Source organism: Streptococcus sp. 116-D4, from assembly GCF_009731465.1.
In the GTDB taxonomy this organism is placed as follows: domain Bacteria; phylum Bacillota; class Bacilli; order Lactobacillales; family Streptococcaceae; genus Streptococcus; species Streptococcus pseudopneumoniae_E.
The window spans coordinates 20116-40478 of record NZ_AP021887.1 but is presented as its reverse complement, the minus strand read 5'-3'; the positions used below and the strand labels follow the sequence as shown (position 1 = coordinate 40478).

The following is a 20363-nucleotide window of genomic DNA, read 5'->3' as shown; positions in this document are numbered from 1 at the left end:
TATAGCACAATTTGAAAAGGCTTGCATAATTCTACTACAAAAAAGGAGGACTAGCCCCCTTTTTATTTAGCCTCGTACCAGGTTGCCCCTTCATTCTCATCTGCGATGAGGGGAACACTGAGTTGAATAGCTTCTTCCATGGTTTGTTTGACTAATTTTTTCATCTCTACCAATTCAGATTTAGGAACTTCAAGGACGATTTCATCGTGCACTTGTAACAGCATCTTAGTCTGATAACCACCTGCAACCAAGGCTTTATCCAGCTGAATCATGGCAATCTTGAGAATATCTGCCGCCGAACCCTGGATAGGAGAGTTGATAGCAGTCCGCTCCGCAAAACCACGAATATTAAAGTTGCGCGAATTGATATCTGGCAACTCACGACGACGCTTGAAGAGGGTCTCCACATAGCCCTTATCACGCGCCTCACGCACCACTTCATCCATGTAGTTTTTAATACCTGGGAAGCGTTCAAAGTAGGTATCAATGTAGGCTTTGGCCTCCTTACGGCTAATGCCCAGATTATTAGACAAACCAAAGTCTGAAATCCCATAAACTACTCCAAAGTTAACTGCCTTAGCATTGCGACGGTCGTTTGCAGTCACATCCTCAGGACGCTCAATGCCAAAAACACGCATGGCTGTCGAAGTATGGATATCTGCCCCCTCTTGGAAGGCCTTTATCAAGTGCTCATCCTTAGAAATATGCGCCAAAACGCGCAATTCAATCTGCGAATAGTCCGAACTAAGCAGTACACTATCCTCCCACTCAGGTACAAAAGCCTTCCGAATAAGACGCCCCTGCTCCAAACGCACAGGAATATTTTGCAAGTTTGGATCCACACTAGACAAACGCCCAGTCTGGGTCAAATCCTGCACATAGCGAGTATGAATCTTGCCATCAGGCAAAATCCAGTCCTGCAAGCCAATCACATAAGTAGACTGAATCTTAGCAATCTGACGATAGTCGAGAATTTTCTTAACAATTGGCGCAATAGGAGCTAAACGCTCCAAGACATCCACCGCTGTCGAATAGCCTGTCTTGGTTTTCTTAGTGTATTCTAAAGGTAGCCCCAATTTTTCAAAGAGAAGCACGCCCAACTGCTTAGGCGAGTTGATATTAAACTCCTCACCAGCCAGTTCGTAAATCTCCTGAGTCAGTTTTTCAATAACAAGCTCATTTTCAGCCTGCATCTCAAGCAAGGTCTCTTTCTTGACCGTAATCCCAGCAATTTCCATCTTAGCAAGGACAAAAGCCAGAGGTTGCTCCATGTCATAGAGGAGATCTAACTGTCCATGTTCACCGAGTTTTTCAAGTAAAACAGGCTCGGTTTCAACCAATACCGCAACCTTGCGAGCTAGGTGTTCCAAGAATTTCTCGCGTTCAGGAATGGCCTTCTTGACACCCTTACCATAGAAAGTCTCATCATCGACCAAGTAAGTCTGACCATAAAGACTAGCGATAGTCGCAATTTCATTGTCCTCCACAGTCGAAAGGAGATATTTAGCCAAACGACTATCAAAGGCAGGTGCTTGCAAATCCAGACCAAAACGATTCAAGAGAACTTTAGTCTTCTTAAAGTCATACACTCTCAGAGGTGTTTTTTCTAAAAAGTCCTTGAAAATCGGCTCTTGCAAAAGCTCAAGTTTATCTGTGGCATAGAGCTTTTCTCCACAAGACCAGGCAAAGCCAACCAAATCATCCGTATGGTAATTCTCACCAAAAAGCTCAAAATTGAAAATAGACTCTTCACTCATCATGTCTTGACTGATTTGGTCAACGATAGCAAAGTCCAAACTCTCAGCCACATCAGCTGACGACACATTTAAAGCCTGCTTGAGCTGTTTGAAGCCCATCTCATCGTAGAATTTCCCAAGATTTTCCACATCTGGACCACTATAGACCACATCGTCCAAACCAATCTCAATTGGTGCCTTGGTATCAATGGTAGCCAGTGTTTTTGACAAAAAGGCCTGTTCCTTATCATTGATGAGATTCTCCTTCATCTTAGAAGCCTTCATCCCATCGATATTTTCATAAATCCCCTCGAGTGAGCCATGCTCCAGCAAGAGCTTGATACCCGTCTTTTCCCCGATTTTGGTCACCCCAGGGATATTATCCGACTTATCACCCATGAGCGCCTTTAGATCGATAAACTGCGTCGGTGTAATGCCCATCTTTTCCATGAGATAGTCTGGCGTAAAAGCCTCAAACTCAGCCACACCTTTCTTGGAAATCTCAACCACTGTATGCTCATCCGTCAGTTGAATCAAATCCTTGTCCCCACTGACAATGGTAATATCAAAACCATCCTGCTCTGCTAGCTTATCCAGTGTCCCAATGATATCATCCGCCTCATACTGAGCCAACTCATAGTGACGAATCCCCATATGATCCAGCAACTCACGAATAAAGGGAAATTGCTCACGAAACTCATCCGGAGTCTTAGCCCGACCACCCTTATAGTCCGCATACATCTCTGTCCGAAAGGTCGTCTTTCCTGCATCAAAAGCCACCAAAATATGACTAGGTTCAACCCTCTCCAACAAATGGCTCAACATCAACTGAAAGCCATAAATCGCATTGGTATGCAAGCCAGCCGCATTCTTAAAACGGTCCAACTGTTGATAAAGCGCAAAAAACGCCCGAAAAGCAACAGAAGACCCATCAATCAATAATAATTTTTTCTTATCCATACACCCATTATAAAGGAAAGCACCAAAAAATACCATTGGGAAGAGCCAGATCAAGTATTTTTCAATCTTTTTCCGAATAAATAGATAGAGCCAGAGAATCCAGTAAACTTAGATTTAAAACTGTGGTATAATAAAAGGAGGAAAAGGATGATTCTAAGACATCCGAGCATCAGCCCAACCAATGACTTGGTAGCTAAGAAAATATTTAGCAATCCAGAAATCACTTGTCAATTTATTCGCGATATGCTGGACTTGCCAGCAAAAAATGTGACGATTTTGGAGGGAAGCAATATTCACGTATTGCCTTCCCTGCCTTACTCGGCCCAAGATTTCTATACCAGTATAGACGTTTTGGCTGAACTAGAAAATGAAACGCAGGTAATTATTGAAATTCAGGTGCATCATCAGAATTTTTTCATTAATCGTTTATGGGCTTACCTGTGCAGTCAGGTCAATCAAAACCTAGAAAAAATCCGTCAGCAAGAGGGCAACACTCACCAGAGCTACAAACACATCGCACCAGTATACGCTATCGCCATTGTAGATAGCAATTATTTCTCAGATGATTTGGCTTTTCATAGCTTTAGTATGCGCGAGGACACAACAGGTGAGGTTTTAACAATTACAAACAACGGTCAGGAAAACCATCTGGTCAAGATGGCATTCTTGGAACTAAAAAAATACAGAGAAACCAGCAAAGACAAGGTTCGCAAGCCATGGTTGGAGTTTTTCGGGAACAAACCCTTTACCCAGCAACCTGAGCGAGCCATCAGTCAGGCAGATCAACTGCTAGACTACAAAAGCTGGTCCGAGGAGGACAGGAAAATGTTTAGTGAACAACGCAGACGCGAAGAACAAGCCTTGTTAGCACAGAACTATGCTTTGGAACAAGCTGAAGAAAAAGGCCTAGAGCGTGGGAAAATATTTACCTTTCTTGATTTAGTGCGCCAACATGTTTTAACTTCCGAATTTGCTAGTGAGCAGTTGGAAATAACTGTCTCTGAATTTGAAGAACTATTGAAAGAGCATCACAAATAAGAACTAAAAAGTACAGAGAAACCAGCAAAGACAAGGTTCGCAAGCCGTGGTTGGAGTTTTTCGGGAATAAACCCTTTACCCAGCAACCCGAGCGAGCCATCAGCCAAGCAGACCAACTGCTAGACTATAAGAGCTGGTCCGAGGAGGACAGGAAAATGTTTAGTGAACAACGCAGACGCGAAGAACAAGCCTTGTTAGCGCAGGACTATGCTTTGGAACAAGCTGAAGAAAAAGGTTTAGAGCGTGGGAAAGTTGAAGGAAGTTTGTCTATGCTATTAAATCTAGTCCGTCAAGACCTTCTGACCTCAGAGGTTGCTAGCCAGCAGTTGAGTATGACTGTCTCTGAATTTGAGGCCTTATTGTAAGTTTATAGAATAACATAAAAGTGAACAAGACTAAAATATCGTTCTGTTCACTTTTTTCTTCTTTCAATAGAACTCTCACTATAGTCCATATCACAAAAAGAGAAGGGCATAAATCCTTCTCTTTTATATCTTCAACTGATTAGTTTTTGCGTTTCACAAATGGAAGGGCACCAAGGAGCAATCCAAGGAATCCTAATGAGGCAACTGCAACATTATCTTTACCACCAGTGTTAGGAAGTTCTTTCTTATCTTCTGCTTTCGCAGCTGGAGCTTGATATGTATTATCTTTATTAGTACCTGCTACAGTTGGTGCAACCGCAGGAGTTGCTGGTGTTTCTGCTGTTGATGTAGCTGAAGCATCTGTTCCAGGAGCAGCTGGTGTTGCAGCTGGAGCCTCTGCAGGTGTTGTAGCTGAAGCATCTGTTCCAGGAGCAGCTGGTGTTGCAGCTGGAGCCTCTGCAGGTGTTGTAGCCTTAGTCCCCGCTGATTTGTTAATAATATAACGATCACCTGGGTAAGGGCCACCATTATTTGGTAATTTAGGCTGCTCTTGTTTAGGTTGCTCTGATTCAACATAAAGAGGAAGTTCTGGTTGTACAAGTGGTTTTACACCATTTAAAGCAATATCAAGTTCTTCTTCTAATGCTTTAGTGTCTTTTCCATCAGCTTTATCTTTTTCAATTTGACGACGTAATACACGAACTTCTTCCGCTTCACGGTCTGCAACATATGAATAATAATCTTCATCTGCTTGTTCTAATGCAGCTTTAGCTTCTTCTGCTTCTTTTTCTGCTTGTTTTAAAGTTGCTTCTGCTTCTTTTATTGCTGTTTCATCTTTAGCTTCTTTTGCAGCAGCTAATTCTTCTTGAGCTGCTTTCACATTTTCTTTAGCTGATTCAACTTTTGCTTTAGCTTCTTCTCTGTTGCTTTCAGCTTCTTTTTCATCATGTTTAGCTGCAGTTAATCTTTCTTCTGCATCTTTAACATCTGTTTTTTCTTCATCTAAACGTTTGTTGATTTTATCTTGAGCATCAGCATCAATTCCACCATTTTTTCCTGGTTCAACTCCGATTACTTCACCTTTTTCATTACGAACTAATGTAGCTTCTGGAGCAGGTTTTTTATTTGTAACTTCTTGAGGTGCATAGTTAGCACCATATTTACCTGGTTCTGCTTCATCTGATTCAGTCTTGCTAGCTTCTGCTAAGTCTTTTAGCACTTCATCAGGTGTAATTTGTTTTTCATCAATAGCTTTTAATAAATCCTCTTTACCGATAGCTGCTTTAGCTTCTAAGATTGCTGCTTCTTTATCAGTAATTTTATCATTTTTATTAATAGCTTCTTCAGCTTGATTTTCTAAATCTGTAAAATAAGCAGCAACGTCCTCTTTAGTTACTTCAGCTGGAGCTGTTTCTTCAGCTTTTACAACTGACGGGTGAGAAGCAAAGAAACCTGCTCCCAGAACAGCTACACTAGCCAAGCTAGCAGTGAAAAGTTTTTTCTTATCCATAAAGTATTTACCACCTTTAATATCTTTTTGCTTTCATTTTACCATTTTCTTTCGGAAAAATCAAGAAATAACCTTCTTATTGACAAAAAAATAAGAGGAATTTCCCCTTATTTCTTTATTATATCCATTACACCCACTCACCATTGGCATTTACATAGTAACCGTTAACTGTAGTGCTTACTGCAAGGGCACCTGAACTATAGGCATAGTACCATTTACCACCTACTTGGAACCAACCAGTTACCATAGCACCTGAGCCTTTAAGGTAATACCAAGTACCACCAACTTTAGCCCAGCCAGTTTGCATAGCACCTGAACCATTGAGGTAGTACCAAGTACCATCTTGGTTCAACCAACCTGTCTGCATAGCACCTGAACCATTGAGATAATACCATACCCCATCAACTTTTTGCCAACCTGTCTTCATTACACCAGAAGCATCCAAGTAGTACCATGAGCCATCTTTAATCCAACCTGTCTTCATGTTATCTTCCGCATCATAATAGTACCATTTGCCATCAATTTTATTCCATCCTGGCTTGCTACTTGAACGATCCGCTAAACGATAAGTCACACCGTTGATAGTAATAGAACCTGTTTTACGTTCACCTTCTGGAGTAAGATAATGGTAAGTACCGTCACTATCTTTTACGAGACCAACTTTACGTTCGCCATCATTTGTAATATAGTACCATTTCTTATTTGTATCTTGAACGAGACCTGTTTTACGGCTACCGTCTGCCAATAAATAATACCACTTCTTATCAATCTGTTGAAGACCTGTTTGTTGAATCCCCTCTTTAACGTAGTAAATCTTCTCACCTTTTGCAATGATAGTAGTTGGTTTAGAACCATCATCAGTAATATAGTAATCCTTACCACCTTCATTGACCCAACCAGATTTCATTACACCATCTTCATCAAAGTAATAGCGTTTATCTTTGAGTTCGAGGATTCCTGTTTTCATGACTCCTTTGTCATCAAAATAATAGATTTTTCCATCAACTTTTTGCCATCCTGTAGCTAAATTATTATTAATATAAAGTTGAGGTTTCCCATCAACAGTTAACCATTTGTACTCATTTTTTTGGTTAGTTGATGAGTTAGAATCAGAATAGTCTACATGATCCGTATTATTTCTACCAGTACTATTTGTATTAACATATGTGTTATCATTCGAAGCTGGAGGTGTTGCACCGGCTTTTAAAGCAAACTCATGAACCCAAACACCTCCATCCGAATAACTTTTTACATAGGTAAATTCTGCAAATTCTCCTGGTTCACCTGAGTATTTCTCAGCATATTTGAAAGTTAATGGAAGATTAGATTTATCTCTATATCTCCATTGTGTACTACGAAAGTTTTCTGGATTAGGATTTTCATCCGTCTTTTGACTAGCATAAACTGTTAGTTCATCTGAAATTGAAGCTAATAAAGTACTAGCTCCAAGTAATGTTACCCCTGCAGCCCCCACTGCTAAGATATGTTTTGCTTTCATCTTTTACCTCTTTATCACTTATTCCATTTATAATATTACACCCACTCACCATTTGCATTTAGAGTGTAGCCATTAATCGTTGTATTTACTGCAAGAGCGCCTGAACTATAGGCATAATACCACTTGCCACCTGCTTGGAACCAACCAGTCACCATAGCACCAGAAGTATTTAGATAGTACCAGACACCATCTACTTTTGCCCAACCAGTAGCCATAGCACCGTCGGAGTAGAGATAGTACCATTTGCCACCTTGATTTAACCAGCCAGTCTGCATAGAGCCAGCACTATTGAGATAGTACCATTTACTAGAAATAAATTTCCAACCTGTTTGCATACTACCATCTTCTGCTAGGTAATACCAGCTACCATCATTCAACCAGCCAGTCTTCTTCATCCCATCATTATCAAAGAAATACCATTTATTAGTAATAAATTGCCAGCCTGTCTGTTTATCTTCCACTTTTTCAGTTCCAGCAACACTATCATCTTTTACAAACCAATGTTTCCGAACATCTTGATCAATCTTTGTTTCTACAAAACGATAACCTTTAAATGTACCATGTTCAACTTCTTCAGCTTTTTTGGTAGCAGTAGCAGGAAGAAAAGCTTTTAATTCTCTACTAGTTCCATCTGATTCCATGACCAACCAAGAAGTACCCTTGACTGTATCTTTAAATGGTTTTACAATATCAGGTTTTACAGAAATTCCATCAACGTTATCACCCGAAATAGTCACTGTTGGCTTAAAGTAATGTTTTAATACAGTTCCATCTATTGAAGAAGTATAAAATTGATATCCTGAAAAAGTACCTGGAGATGATGTTTCAGGTTTTGATGAATCATAAGTTTGAGCTTCTTTTAAGACCTTTTCCTTACCATCTTCCTGTTTTGTAACCCAAACAACTGTCTTATAAACATTTGTTTCCGAAGCTTTTACTTCAGTTACTCTTGATCCAACAAGGCTGGTACCTGCTAAGGTTGCACCTAATAAAATTTTCAACACTTTTGATTTCATTGGAAACCTCCTATTATTTTTAACTATTATAATACTTATACAAGATAAATGCAAGAAAAAACAGGAGATAACTCTCCTGTTTTATATTCTAGTTATAGGATTATACCCATTCACCGTTTGCGTTTACGTTGTAACCGTCAACAGTTGTGTTCACTGAAAGGGCACCTGAACCATCAACATGGTACCATTTACCAGCTACTTCAAACCATTGGCTAGCTTTCATAGCACCTGATGCTTCAAGGAAGTACCATTTGCCACCGTCAAGCAACCAACCAGTTTGCATTTGACCTGATCCGTTTAGGAAGTACCAAGTGTTACCATCTTTAACCCACCATTTTTGCATTACGCCTTCAGCGTTAAAGAAGTACCATTTACCGTCAACTTGTTTCCAACCTTTAACAGCTGCAGCATTTTCGAAGTATTTCCAACCTTCAGCTGTGTTAGCCCAACCGTATTGAGAAGCTGTAGTTTGGTTACCAATTTGTGCTGCACGATCATCAAGTTTGTATGGCAATACAATACGACCATTTGTGTACAATGAACCAGATACAGAAGTACCAGCTTCAACAGTAAATTCACCAACAAGTTCTACTGCTTCTTTAAAATCAGTAGCTGTTTTAGCAACACGGTATTGAATTACTTCACCAGCTTTGAAAGTTGTTGGAAGTTCTGCGTCACCTGATTGGTCAGTTTTTGCAGTAAAGTATTCTGGTTTTTGTTCACCTGAAGCTGGTTTCAAGAAGAAGTCAACTTCTACGTTTGGAACTGGACGTCCACCACCATCAACAACAGTTACGCGAACATGACGGTCGAAACCATGTGCTGCATCACGGTCGTAACGGATGTATTTAGCACCAATTGCATAACCATAACCAAAACGGTTGTTTGGATTATCTTTTTGTCCAGTTACACTAACTTTAGGACTTCCATCTGGGTTGTAACCACCAAATGAATCTGCTGAAGTAGCTGAAACGGCTTGTACAGCACTAAATGCTGCAAGAGCGACTGCGCTTGTCAATAAAACTTTTTTCATCGTTTTATCTCCTTCATTTTTATTATAATATTTTCGTAAGACTATCTTACTACCATACATTATATAAATATTTTCAGGATTTGTCAAGGGTTTTCATCTAGTTTTTAAAGTTTTTACCCATTTTTAGAAAAAAAAGTGAAAAAAACATTTTTGTGAGAAAAAATACCCGTCAAATACTGTATTTACCAAGTGAAAATCTCACAAACTGATCATCCTTGAGTAAAATCATTCATATTTAATCCACATAGACAGTTGGACAGAACTCACGTCTAAGGTATTATCTTATAAACACTTCTAAATGTCAAGTAAAAATGGCAAATTTTTTGATAAGAACTTGCCATTTCATCAACTTTCTACTATTTAAAGTGTGACCTTATAGCAAGGCCTCAAACTCAGCGACCGTCATGCCTAATTGCTGACTTGCAACCTCAGCGGTTAAAAGATGCTGGCGAACAAGATTTACTAATCCTTTTTTCAGTCCTTTTTCTTCAGCTTGTTCCAAAGCATAGTCATGTGCTAACAAAGCTTGTTCTTCGCGTCTGCGTTGTTCACTAAACATTTTCCTGTCCTCCTCGGACCAGCTCTTATAGTCTAGCAGTTGGTCTGCTTGGCTGATGGCTCGCTCGGGTTGCTGGGTAAAGGGTTTATTCCCGAAAAACTCCAACCACGGCTTGCGAACCTTGTCTTTGCTGGTTTCTCTGTGTTTTTAGGTCTTATTTATGATGATCTTTCAATAGTGCCTCAAACTCAGCGACAGTCATTCCCAACTGCTGGCTGGCAACCTCAGGTGTCAGAAGACCTTGACGGACTAGATTTAGTAGCATAGACAAACTTCCTTCAACTTTTCCACGCTCCAGTCCCTGTTCAATCCCTTCTGCACGACCACGTTCAAGACCACGCTCTAAGCCCTTTTCCTCAGCTTGTTCCAAGGCATAGTCCTGTGCCAACAAGGCTTGTTCTTCTCGCATACGTAGTTGACTAAACATTTTCCTGTCCTCCTCGGACCAGCTCTTATAGTCTAGCAGTTGGTCTGCTTGGCTGATGGCTCGCTCGGGTTGCTGAGTAAAGGGTTTATTCCCGAAAAACTCCAACCACGGCTTGCGAACCTTGTCTTTGCTGGTTTCTCTGTATTTTTTAAGTTCCAAGAACGCCATCTTGACTAGATGGTTTTCTTGTCCATTGTTTGTGATGGTTAAAACTTCACCCGTCGAATCCTCGCGCATACTAAAGCTATGAAAAGCCAAATCATCTGAGAAATAATTGCTATCTACAATGGCGATAGCGTATACTGGTGCGATGTGTTTGTAGCTCTGGTGAGTGTTGCCCTCTTGCTGACGGATTTTTTCTAGGTTTTGATTGACCTGACTGCACAAGTAAGCCCATAAACGATTAATGAAAAAATTCTGATGATGCACCTGAATTTCAATAATTACCTGCGTTTCATTTTCTAGTTCAGCCAAAACGTCTATACTGGTATAGAAATCTTGGGCCGAGTAAGGCAGGGAAGGCAATACGTGAATATTGCTTCCCTCCAAAATCGTCACATTTTTTGCTGGCAAATCCAGCATATCACGAATAAATTGACAAGTGATTTCTGGATTGCTAAAAATTTTCTTAGCAACCAAATCATTGGTTGGGCTGATGCCTGGATGTCTTAGAATCATCCTTTTCCTCCTTTTATTATACCACAGTTTTAAATCTAAGTTTACTGGATTCTCTGGCTCTATCTATTTATTCGGAAAAAGATTGAAAAAAGCCTGAGAATCATCTCAGGCTTGGTCATTAAATCTTTTTCTCAATACCGAAAAGTGGAGAAAGTGGACGTTTTTCATGGATACGTATGATAGCATCCCCTAGGAGATGAGCGATCGAAATCTGCTCAATCTTATCAATCAAACGCTCTTCTGGCAGATAGATGGTATCCAAAACAACCAATTTCTTGATAGCTGATTTTTGGATATTGTCCATAGCAGGGCCAGAAAGAACTGGGTGCGTACAACTTGCATAGACTTCAACAGCACCAGCTTCTGCAAGGGCATCTGCCGCATGACAAATCGTTCCAGCAGTATCAATCATATCATCAATCAAGATACAAGTCTTACCTTCAACCTTACCGATGATGTTCATAACTTCACTAGTATTCATCTTATCAACGCTACGACGTTTGTCAATGATAGCGATAGGTGTTTTCAAAAATTCTGCCAACTTACGGGCACGAGTTACCCCTCCATGGTCTGGGCTGACAACCACATAGTCAGAACCAACCATGCCACGACGCTCAAAATAATCCGCAATCAGAGGAGCCCCCATCAAATGATCCACAGGAATATCAAAGAATCCTTGAATCTGCGCAGCATGCAAGTCGATGGTCAATAAGCGATCCACTCCAGCTACTTCAAGCATATTTGCGACAAGTTTTGAAGTGATTGGCTCACGCGCTCTCGCCTTTCTATCCTGACGTGCATACCCATAGTAAGGCATGACAACATTGACAGATTCTGCACTCGCACGCTTCAAAGCATCTACCATAATCAAAATTTCAAGCAGATTGTCATTTACAGGCGAACTAGTTGATTGTAGGATAAAGACGTGTTTCCCACGGATTGATTCTTCGATGTTGACCTGAATCTCTCCATCTGAAAATTGGCGAACACTTGATTTCCCCAACTCTATCCCAATCTCCTGCGCCACACGCTCTGCCAATTCTTGATTAGAAGAAAGGGCAAACAGCTTTAAATCAGAAAAAGACATGATTTCCTCCGGTATATATGTATCGCTTGTGCTTTTCACAAGATTTTTCCATCTACCATTGTAGCGCTTTTTGCACTATTTTTCAATCAAAAATAAAAGAAGGGCACCATATTTGTCCCCTTGCATCATTCTTTTGAAAAATATTCTAGTTCATCAACTCATTGTGCTTCTCAACAAAGCGATAAGCCTGATAAAAACCATAAAGAGTAATAGCCGTAACCACTGGAATCGCTAAAGGCAACTCTGTCTCTAATTCAACAAAAGGAGAGTTAAACAAGAAGTGAGTTCCTAAGGCTAAACCTAGGAAAATAAGCCCCTCTTTCTTACCAACCTTCTGCCCTTTATAATAGGCTCTGTAAAGCAAGTAAACACCTACTACAGCCAGACCTGAAAAAGTCCAATGAGAGGCAATTCCTGAGATGATACGCTCTAAAATTCTTGAAATAGTAAAGTCAAATCCCTCTGGCAAATCCGTACGAATATAGCCAATATCCTCAATCATTTGAAATCCCAAACCAGAAGCAATCCCTAATAAAAACAAAGATTTTAATTTTCGCACAGGAATCAAAGCTAAAACAAAGATAAGTGGCAACAATTTCAAGGGTTCTTCTACCAAAGGAGCCACAATCGCACTTTCAAAGGTATTTAAAAATGCACTATCTGGGAAAAGAACACCCAGTAAATCATGGATATAGGTATTCGCAAAGCTAGACAACCAGCCTGAAAGGAACATTCCACCCAATAGAGACAAGATCAAGGCCTTCTTTGGCAATTCCCACTTTTTTCCAAAACGGAAAAGGAAATAAAGAGCCGGAATCATGTAAAAAAGAGCTAGAAAGATAGAAACTCCCATTAGTCTATATTCCGCACCTGACATCGAACCGTCCGTATAGTAGATGGTTTCATACTGTAAACCAATACATAGCAATAAGATAAAAATAAATAAAATACTATTTTTTTTCATACACTTTCTTTCTAAATCAAGTATTTATAATTCTACGACTGTCATATTTCCTGTATCTACATCGTAAATAGCACCAGAGATAATGACATCATCTGGTATTAGGGGGGACTCGATAAGGAGTTGCATGTCCTCGCGTACACTCTCCTCTATATTTTGGAAAGGCAAAAAGTCCTGGTCTGACACATCAACACCTAGTTCCTCTTTTAAATACTCCTGAAAAGGGCCATTTTCAAAAGTCTGAGCACCACAGTCTGTATGGTGCAATACCACAATCTCTCTTGTCCCCATTTGTTGCTGGGAAATAACTAGCGAACGAATCATGTCCTCAGTCACTCGACCACCTGCATTTCGCAAGATATGAGCATCCCCAAGTGCCAAGCCCAGAGCTTGTGCAACGTGCAAACGTGAGTCCATACAGGTCACAATGGCTACTCTAGTTTTAGGTTTAAGTGGCAGATTTAATTGCCCATGTAGGGCAACATAAGCCTGATTGGCTTGCATAAACTGTTCAAAATACGACACGATTCCCTCCTTGAAAATTTGATAGTCAAATATTTCTCCTATCTTATCATTTTTAAGAGGATTTGTCACGAATTATGCAAAGACCTTTTTCAAAACTTCTTGAATCGTTGTTACTCCAATGACCTGAATTTCCTTAGGCGGAGTGATTCCTGTCAAGGAATTCTTAGGTACATAGATTTTTGTAAATCCCAGTTTAGCAGCTTCATTGATGCGCTGCTCGATACGATTCACACGCCGAATTTCTCCAGTCAAACCTAATTCTCCTACAAAACATTCCTGAGGATTAGTTGGCTTGTCTTTATAACTCGAAGCAATGGCAACCGCGACGGCTAAGTCAATGGCAGGTTCATCCAATTTGACACCGCCAGCAGATTTGAGATAAGCATCCTGATTTTGCAAGAGAAGACCTGCCCGTTTTTCCAAAACAGCCATAATCAGACTAGCGCGATTGAAGTCAAGACCTGTCGTCGTACGCTTGGCATTTCCAAACATGGTCGGTGTTACCAAGGCCTGTACCTCTGCTAAAATCGGACGCGTCCCTTCCATGGTCACAACGATTGACGAGCCAGTCGCTCCATCCAAACGCTCTTCTAGGAAAACTTGACTCGGATTGAGAACCTCAACCAAGCCACCCGACTGCATCTCAAAGATGCCAATCTCATTAGTGGAACCAAAACGATTTTTGACTGCTCTCAAGATACGGAAGGTATGGTGGCGTTCCCCTTCAAAGTAAAGCACCGTGTCCACCATATGCTCCAACATACGCGGACCCGCCAAGGTTCCTTCCTTGGTCACATGGCCGACGATAAAGATGGCGATGTTATTGGTCTTAGCCAGCTGCATGAGCTCCGCTGTCACCTCACGCACTTGAGAAACAGACCCCTGCACCCCTGAAATTTCAGGAGACATAATGGTTTGGATGGAGTCGATGATGAGAAAATCTGGCTGGATGTGCTCCACCTCTGCGCGAACACTCTGCATATTGGTCTCTGCATAGAGATAAAACTCGCTATCAATATCTCCCAAACGCTCTGCACGTAGTTTAATCTGCTGGGCAGACTCCTCCCCACTGACGTAGAGAACTGTCCCTACTTGAGACAGCTGGGTTGAGACTTGTAAGAGAAGGGTTGATTTCCCAATCCCAGGATCCCCACCGATAAGAACAAGACTTCCTGGTACCACTCCGCCTCCAAGCACACGATTGAACTCCTCCATCTCTGTCTTGGTTCGATTGACATTGATGGAAGTCACTTCAGCCAGTTTCATGGGTTTGGTTTTCTCACCTGTCAAGGACACACGCGCATTTTTGACCTCGGCAACCTCAACCTCTTCTACAAAAGAAGACCAAGACCCACAGTTGGGACAACGTCCCAGATATTTAGGGGAATTATACCCACAATTTTGACATACAAATGTCGCTTTTTTCTTTGCGATGACAAACCTCTTTCTATATCTCTAACTCACACTCAATCACTTGGCAAAAATCAATCTTCTCATTTGGCACAAACTGGCGCATGAGCATGTTGTGAGCTACCACTATCACGGTCTGGTAATCTCGATACTTTCCCATGCATTCTAGAAACCGAGACTTCATCTCTTCAGCTGTCTCATATTGAATAGGACTATTAGGAAGTAACTCTCCCTTATTTTCTAGAAACATAGCACGAGTTTTTTCAAAATTATCTGTGCCACTTTCATAGACCTGCCATTCATGCAATAATGGTTCCACTCTCAAAGGAAGTCCAGTAACACAAGCCACATAAGAAGCCGTTTCTAAAGCTCTTGTGACTGCAGAAGATATGATTATTTCAGCTGAAGGTAGTAAAGGATTTTTTCTCAGTTCCTGGGCTTGCTACCGTCCCTTCTCAGACAAGGGTGCCAAATCTATCCCAAATCCCGTATAAGAACGCTCCTCTAACTCACGATAATCTGGCTCCCCGTGACGTACAAAGATAATCTTCATTCTAGTGCCCAGTCGATCCAAATCCACCAGTCCGCACGCCGTCAGCTGCATCTCCATCTGCAATTAAGAAAGGTGCAAAGACAGCCTGAACCACACGTTCCCCAACTTCAAGAACAACCTCTTGATCTGTAATATTCTTCATCTGAGCAAAAATATGCCCTTCATTCCCGGGATTTCCATAATAATCCCCATCAATGATCCCAACTGAATTAATTAAAACCAAGCCCTTTTTACGAGGGTTTGAAGAGCGATCATAGAGGTAAAGAACCTCAGTCGGTTGCATATAAGCCTTAACTCCTGTCGGAACCAAGACAATCTCTCCTGGCGCAATAACCGTACGCACAGCAACCTTTAAGTCGTAACCAGCCGCATGAGCTGTCTCACGCTTGGGCAATAAATTTTCATCTGTAAAACTAGAAACCAATTCAAAACCACGAATTTTCATCATCTTCTCTTTTCTATTATCATTTATTCTAGATTATTCTATCTTATTTATTCGGAAAAAGCACGAAAAAAAGAGCACACAATTCAAATCGCTTAGGGCTGCTGGATTCCTCCCCTGACCCGCTTCACGCAGAACTGTTGCTCCACTATTTATTATATCACATTCCTATTCATTTTAAAAGCAAAATTATTTTTTCCGTCTATTTCTAAAAAAGTCCTGCATAATAGCTGCGCATTCATCTTCCAAAATTCCCGTTTCAACCTCCACACGATGATTGAGACGCTCATCTGTCAAGATATCATACAAACTCCCAGCAGCGCCAAATTTCTGGTTTTTAGCCCCATAGACCACGTTTGGAATACGGGAGAGTCCAATCGCACCACTACACATGACACACGGCTCAATGGTCACAAAAAGCGTGCAATCCAGCAAGCGCCAGCTCTTCTCACTCAGGTTCGCATCCTCTATGGCCATAATCTCCGCATGCATAACCGCTCGTTGCAACTCCTCACGCGCATTATGCCCACGACCAATGATTTCTCCGTCCTTAACAATCACACAACCAATTGGAATTTCATCGTGTTCAAGAGCAATCTCAGCCTCTCTCAAAGCTTCCCTCATAAAGTCTTCTTTTTCTTCAACTGTATAATTCATCAATTTCCCTTTTTCTACTTGTCGATTTTATTATTATATCATGATTCCCTACACAAAAAAAGCCACCGAATGCGGTGACTTTATAGGGAGATTATTATGAAAAAGAAAAGTTTAGGATATTTGTTACAACAAGTTAGGAGGTCTTCTTGTAACTGTCTATAGTATACCCGACCTATCTTAAACAAATCTTAAAAATCTCTTAGGACCAAACACTTTCTAAAATATTTGTTTGTTCACGACCAGGACCTACTGAGAAAGTAGAAATACGAACGCCAACCAATTCACTCACACGACGAACATAGTTACGCGCATTCTCAGGAAGATCTTCCAAATTACGAACTCCAGTAATATCTTCTGACCAACCTGGCAACTCTTCATAGATAGGCTTGCAACGTTTCAATTGCTCAAGACTAGCTGGATAGTAGTCGATACGTTGACCATCAAGATCGTAAGCCACACAGATTTTCACAGTATCCAAACCGCTCAAAACATCGATAGAGTTCAGTGAAAGGTTAGTGATACCAGAAACACGACGACTGTGACGCATCACAACTGAGTCAAACCAACCCACACGACGTGGACGACCTGTAGTTGTACCATACTCATGACCTACTTCACGGATGCGTTCTCCCACTTCATCAAACAACTCAGTTGGGAATGGACCGTCTCCTACACGACTTGTGTAAGCTTTACATACACCTACAACCTTGTCAATCTTGCTTGGACCAACACCTGAACCAATTGTCACACCACCAGCCACAGGGTTTGATGACGTAACAAATGGATATGTACCTTGGTCGATATCTAGCATAACTCCTTGTGCACCTTCAAAAAGCACACGTTTACCGTTATCAAGCGCATCGTTCAAAATGACAGATGTATCTGTCACATACTTCTTGATTTGTTGACCATATTCGTAATACTCTTCAAAAATATCATCGAAATCAATCGCTTTACTGTCATACAATTTTTCAAAAAGACGATTCTTTTCAGCAAGGTTACGTTCTAAACGTTCACGGAAAATATCTTTATCCAAAAGATCTGCGATACGAATCCCAACACGAGCAGCCTTGTCCATATAAGCTGGACCAATTCCCTTAATTGTAGTACCAATCTTATTGTCGCCCTTAGCTTCTTCTTGCAAGCGATCCAACTCGATATGATAAGGCAAAATAACATGCGCACGATCAGAAATACGCAAGTTATCAGTTGTAACACCTTCCTCATGAAGATAGCTCAACTCTTTCACAAGAGATTTAGGATTTACAACCATACCATTCCCAATAACAGAGATTTTTTCAGGGAAGAAAATCCCAGATGGAATCAAGTGCAACTTAAATTTCTTACCATCAATCACAATCGTGTGACCTGCATTATCACCACCTTGGTAACGTGCAATCACTTCTGCATTCGCTGAAAGGAAGTCAGTAATCTTCCCTTTACCTTCATCACCCCATTGGGTACCTACAACAACAACTGAAGTCATAATTTTGTCTGAGCCCTCAGGCTCTTCCTTTCTCACATACATGGCAGGACTCTCACCTGCAATTATATCTTACAATTTATTATAAGAAAAAATTGCCTTTTTATCAAGAAGAAACAATAGAAAGAGTTGCTATTTCCAACTATTAAAAAATGTTTTAGAAAAAATTCCGGCTATTTATCATTATTTTCCCACAAAAAGTTAAATTTGTTCGGAAATTAACTCATGCTGTCTCAACAAGCAACAAAACCTTGTTTCATTATCAATTTTTCAAGATACAAACGATAAGCAACACGATAATGATAAACAATAAAATCCCGATGATTTCCAATGCTATATCGGAAAAGATAATAAATCAAAAATTTAAAATGAACATGTTCCCAGTCAAAATGATCTCCGAAGAACGTACCATACTCTTCTTCAATACTGTTATAGAAATCTGTCATCTGATTATAAATACTTTGTAGCATAAGTATATACTCCTTTTCTTTTTATGACCTTATTCTAACAAAAAATTATAAACAGTTATTATCAAATCCTGAATTGCTCAAATATCAACCTCAAAAAGATAACAAATAGACAAAAGGTGACAGAATAGGAATAAATTTACTACCTAAATTTCAAACGATTAAAGTCCTAAAACCGCCTTAAAACTTTGGCTCTATAATATTTGTAGTGGGTAAATCCCCTATGGATCTTATGGAGCCTATTTTTGTGTAGAAAAAAAGTCCCATATGACCTATAATGAAAAGCGACAAAACAACTCATTAGAAAGATTCATATGGAACAATTACATTTTATCATAAAACTGCTCGATATTAGAGACCCAAACATCAAGATTCTAGATATCATCAATATGGATACCACAAGGAAATCATCGCTAAATTGGACTATGAAGCTCCATCTTGCCCTGATTGTGAAAGTCAAATGAAGAAATACGACTTTCAAAAACCGTCGAAAATTCCTGATCTTGAAACGACTGGTATGCCTACTAGAATTCTCCTTAAAAAGCGTCGATTCAAGTGCAATCATTGCTTGAAAATGATGGTTGCTGAGACTTCTCTCGTCAAGAAGAATCATCAAATCCCTCGTATCATCAACCAAAAAATTGCTCAAAAGTTAATTGAAAATCTTCTATGACTGATATTGGTCATTCCAACATCAACTGTCATTCGCAAACTCAATGACTTCCGTTTTAAGCATGATCTTTCTCGTCTTCCTGAAACTATGCCCTGGGACGTTGAAACAGTCAGGGGAGTGACTGTTTCAATCGGGAGATGAAGATGAGTTTCATTGCGCAAGATTTTGATAATCTTAATATTATCACTGTTCTTGAAGGCAGAACACAAGCTATCATCCGAAATCACTTTCTTCGATACGATAGAGCCGTTCGTTGTCAGGTGAAAATCATTACGATGGATATGTTTAGCCCATACTATGACTTTGCTAGACAGCTTTGCTTTCAAATTTCTAGGCTCAGGCTGAAACAGTCTCCCAGACTATTTCACTCACGAATACTAAAATTGTACTTGGTTGCTTTCACCCTTCGTTATTCTATTTCTAAACTCAGGCTAAAACAGTCCACTGGACTGTTTTACTCCAACATCTCAGCTGTGCCATGAGTCGTATACGTGTTCAAATCATGAATCAGTTTGAACGAAAATCTCATGAATACAAGGCTATCAAGCGCTACTGGAAACTCATCCAACAGGATAGTCGTAAATTGAACGATAAACGTTTTTATCGCCCTACTTTTCGTATGCACTTGACCAATATAGAGATTCTAGACAAGTTTTTGAGCTATTCAGAAGACTTAAAACACCACTATGAACTCTGTCAACTCTTGCTTTTTCACTTTCAGAATAAAGAGTCTGAGAAATTTTTTGGATTCATTGAGGACAATCTGAAGCAGATTCATCCTATTTTTCAGACTGTCTTTAAAACCTTTCTAAAGAACAAAGAGAAAATCATCAACGCTCTTCAATTACCTTATTCCAACGCAAAAATGGAAGCAACCAATAATCTCATCAAACTTATCAAACGAAATGCCTTTGGATTTCTGAACTTTGAAAACTTTAAAAAACGAATTTTTATCGCTCTGAACATCAAAAAAGAAAGGACGAAATTCGTCCTTTCTCGATCTTAGCTGACTTCAACCCACTACAGTTGACAAAGAGCCTTATTAATTACATAAAAAAAGAGGTCTAACCCTCCTCAAATTAACTACTCCGCCAGTAGGACTCGAACCTACGACATCATGATTAACAGTCATGCGCTACTACCAACTGAGCTATGGCGGATAAAAGCTAAGCGACTTCCTTATCTCACAGGGGGCAACCCCCAACTACTTCCGGCGTTCTAGGGCTTAACTTCTGTGTTCGGCATGGGTACAGGTGTATCTCCTAGGCTATCGTCACTTAACTCT

15 protein-coding genes, 1 tRNA gene, 1 rRNA gene, 1 other RNA gene and 5 pseudogenes are annotated in these 20363 nt (G+C 40.3%); 3 read left to right on the top strand and 20 right to left on the bottom strand.

What is annotated here, in order from left to right:
* Positions 1-62 precede the first annotated feature (62 nt).
* A complete protein-coding gene (polA, locus tag UKS_RS00195; RefSeq protein WP_156011322.1) occupies positions 63-2696 on the bottom strand; it encodes a DNA polymerase I in 2634 nt (877 codons plus the stop codon).
* 147 nt (positions 2697-2843) lie between these two features.
* Here polA and UKS_RS00190 point away from each other — a divergent pair, with 147 nt between their 5' ends.
* Both UKS_RS00190 and UKS_RS10005 read left to right on the top strand, forming a co-directional pair.
* The gene (locus UKS_RS00190; RefSeq protein WP_156011321.1) at positions 2844-3734 is read left to right on the top strand and encodes an Rpn family recombination-promoting nuclease/putative transposase; all 891 of its coding nucleotides are present in this window, start codon (positions 2844-2846) and stop codon (positions 3732-3734) included.
* Positions 3731-4099, top strand: a pseudogene (locus tag UKS_RS10005) (Rpn family recombination-promoting nuclease/putative transposase); the annotation flags it as partial. The gene UKS_RS00190 and the pseudogene UKS_RS10005, both read left to right, overlap by 4 nt.
* A gap of 139 nt (positions 4100-4238) precedes the next feature.
* Here the strand turns inward: UKS_RS10005 and UKS_RS09755 are convergent.
* The 17 genes and pseudogenes from UKS_RS09755 to comW form a co-directional block, all read right to left on the bottom strand.
* Positions 4239-5609: an LPXTG cell wall anchor domain-containing protein gene (locus tag UKS_RS09755; protein WP_225905603.1), complete on the bottom strand. Its 1371-nt coding sequence runs from the start codon at positions 5607-5609 to the stop codon at positions 4239-4241.
* Between the two features lie 127 nt (positions 5610-5736).
* Entirely contained in the window at positions 5737-7107 is a 1371-nt protein-coding gene (locus tag UKS_RS00175; RefSeq protein WP_156011319.1) for an N-acetylmuramoyl-L-alanine amidase family protein, read from the bottom strand.
* A 35-nt stretch (positions 7108-7142) separates the two neighbouring features.
* Positions 7143-7322, bottom strand: coding sequence for an N-acetylmuramoyl-L-alanine amidase family protein (locus UKS_RS10000; protein WP_443031390.1), 180 nt, complete (start codon positions 7320-7322; stop codon positions 7143-7145).
* Positions 7320-7748, bottom strand: a pseudogene (locus tag UKS_RS09995) (hypothetical protein); the annotation flags it as partial. The gene UKS_RS10000 and the pseudogene UKS_RS09995, both read right to left, overlap by 3 nt.
* Before the next feature lie 475 nt (positions 7749-8223).
* Positions 8224-9156: an N-acetylmuramoyl-L-alanine amidase family protein gene (locus tag UKS_RS09990; protein ID WP_156011317.1), complete on the bottom strand. Its 933-nt coding sequence runs from the start codon at positions 9154-9156 to the stop codon at positions 8224-8226.
* A 373-nt stretch (positions 9157-9529) separates the two neighbouring features.
* Positions 9530-9862, bottom strand: a pseudogene (locus tag UKS_RS09985) (Rpn family recombination-promoting nuclease/putative transposase); the annotation flags it as partial.
* A 7-nt stretch (positions 9863-9869) separates the two neighbouring features.
* The gene (locus UKS_RS00155; protein WP_156011315.1) at positions 9870-10820 is read right to left on the bottom strand and encodes an Rpn family recombination-promoting nuclease/putative transposase; all 951 of its coding nucleotides are present in this window, start codon (positions 10818-10820) and stop codon (positions 9870-9872) included.
* Positions 10821-10938: 118 nt separating this feature from the next.
* Positions 10939-11907 (bottom strand): ribose-phosphate diphosphokinase, encoded by a 969-nt coding sequence (locus UKS_RS00150; RefSeq protein ID WP_156011314.1) that lies wholly within the window; start codon positions 11905-11907, stop codon positions 10939-10941.
* Positions 11908-12052: 145 nt separating this feature from the next.
* Positions 12053-12871, bottom strand: coding sequence for a PrsW family intramembrane metalloprotease (locus tag UKS_RS00145; RefSeq protein WP_156011313.1), 819 nt, complete (start codon positions 12869-12871; stop codon positions 12053-12055).
* Positions 12872-12895: 24 nt separating this feature from the next.
* The gene (locus UKS_RS00140; protein ID WP_049495678.1) at positions 12896-13393 is read right to left on the bottom strand and encodes a beta-class carbonic anhydrase; all 498 of its coding nucleotides are present in this window, start codon (positions 13391-13393) and stop codon (positions 12896-12898) included.
* Positions 13394-13465: 72 nt separating this feature from the next.
* Positions 13466-14827, bottom strand: coding sequence for a DNA repair protein RadA (radA, locus tag UKS_RS00135; protein WP_156011312.1), 1362 nt, complete (start codon positions 14825-14827; stop codon positions 13466-13468).
* Positions 14828-14840: 13 nt separating this feature from the next.
* Positions 14841-15407, bottom strand: a pseudogene (locus UKS_RS00130) (histidine phosphatase family protein).
* Positions 15358-15801 carry a dUTP diphosphatase gene (locus tag UKS_RS00125; protein WP_156013004.1) on the bottom strand — a complete coding sequence of 148 codons (444 nt, stop codon included), beginning with the start codon at positions 15799-15801 and terminating at the stop codon, positions 15358-15360. The pseudogene UKS_RS00130 and the gene UKS_RS00125 overlap by 50 nt, the downstream one beginning before the upstream one ends.
* A 56-nt stretch (positions 15802-15857) precedes the next feature.
* An RNA gene (gene ffs, locus UKS_RS00120) (signal recognition particle sRNA small type) lies at positions 15858-15955 on the bottom strand.
* Positions 15956-15987: 32 nt separating this feature from the next.
* Positions 15988-16455 carry a tRNA adenosine(34) deaminase TadA gene (gene tadA, locus UKS_RS00115; protein WP_156011311.1) on the bottom strand — a complete coding sequence of 156 codons (468 nt, stop codon included), beginning with the start codon at positions 16453-16455 and terminating at the stop codon, positions 15988-15990.
* Positions 16456-16654: 199 nt separating this feature from the next.
* Positions 16655-17941 carry an adenylosuccinate synthase gene (locus UKS_RS00110; RefSeq protein ID WP_004237599.1) on the bottom strand — a complete coding sequence of 429 codons (1287 nt, stop codon included), beginning with the start codon at positions 17939-17941 and terminating at the stop codon, positions 16655-16657.
* Between the two features lie 230 nt (positions 17942-18171).
* Positions 18172-18408 (bottom strand): sigma(X)-activator ComW, encoded by a 237-nt coding sequence (gene comW / locus UKS_RS00105; RefSeq protein WP_156011310.1) that lies wholly within the window; start codon positions 18406-18408, stop codon positions 18172-18174.
* Between the two features lie 311 nt (positions 18409-18719).
* Here comW and UKS_RS00100 point away from each other — a divergent pair.
* Positions 18720-20084, top strand: a pseudogene (locus UKS_RS00100) (transposase).
* Positions 20085-20164: 80 nt separating this feature from the next.
* Here the strand turns inward: UKS_RS00100 and UKS_RS00095 are convergent.
* Positions 20165-20238, bottom strand: a tRNA-Asn gene (locus UKS_RS00095).
* Positions 20239-20243: 5 nt separating this feature from the next.
* Positions 20244-20359: ribosomal RNA gene (gene rrf / locus UKS_RS00090) — 5S ribosomal RNA — on the bottom strand.
* Positions 20360-20363 lie beyond the last annotated feature (4 nt).

Coding starts and splice junctions, on each gene's coding strand:
- comW (WP_156011310.1), bottom strand. CDS start 18,408: ATGCTACAAAGTATTTATAATCAGATGACAGATTTCTATAACAGTATT.
- UKS_RS09755 (WP_225905603.1), bottom strand. CDS start 5,609: ATGGATAAGAAAAAACTTTTCACTGCTAGCTTGGCTAGTGTAGCTGTT.
- UKS_RS00145 (WP_156011313.1), bottom strand. CDS start 12,871: ATGAAAAAAAATAGTATTTTATTTATTTTTATCTTATTGCTATGTATT.
- polA (WP_156011322.1), bottom strand. CDS start 2,696: ATGGATAAGAAAAAATTATTATTGATTGATGGGTCTTCTGTTGCTTTT.
- UKS_RS09990 (WP_156011317.1), bottom strand. CDS start 9,156: ATGAAAAAAGTTTTATTGACAAGCGCAGTCGCTCTTGCAGCATTTAGT.
- UKS_RS00190 (WP_156011321.1), top strand. CDS start 2,844: ATGATTCTAAGACATCCGAGCATCAGCCCAACCAATGACTTGGTAGCT.
- tadA (WP_156011311.1), bottom strand. CDS start 16,455: ATGAATTATACAGTTGAAGAAAAAGAAGACTTTATGAGGGAAGCTTTG.
- UKS_RS00110 (WP_004237599.1), bottom strand. CDS start 17,941: ATGACTTCAGTTGTTGTTGTAGGTACCCAATGGGGTGATGAAGGTAAA.
- UKS_RS10000 (WP_443031390.1), bottom strand. CDS start 7,322: ATGGCTACTGGTTGGGCAAAAGTAGATGGTGTCTGGTACTATCTAAAT.
- UKS_RS00150 (WP_156011314.1), bottom strand. CDS start 11,907: ATGTCTTTTTCTGATTTAAAGCTGTTTGCCCTTTCTTCTAATCAAGAA.
- UKS_RS00175 (WP_156011319.1), bottom strand. CDS start 7,107: ATGAAAGCAAAACATATCTTAGCAGTGGGGGCTGCAGGGGTAACATTA.
- UKS_RS00125 (WP_156013004.1), bottom strand. CDS start 15,801: ATGAAAATTCGTGGTTTTGAATTGGTTTCTAGTTTTACAGATGAAAAT.
- UKS_RS00155 (WP_156011315.1), bottom strand. CDS start 10,820: ATGATTCTAAGACATCCAGGCATCAGCCCAACCAATGATTTGGTTGCT.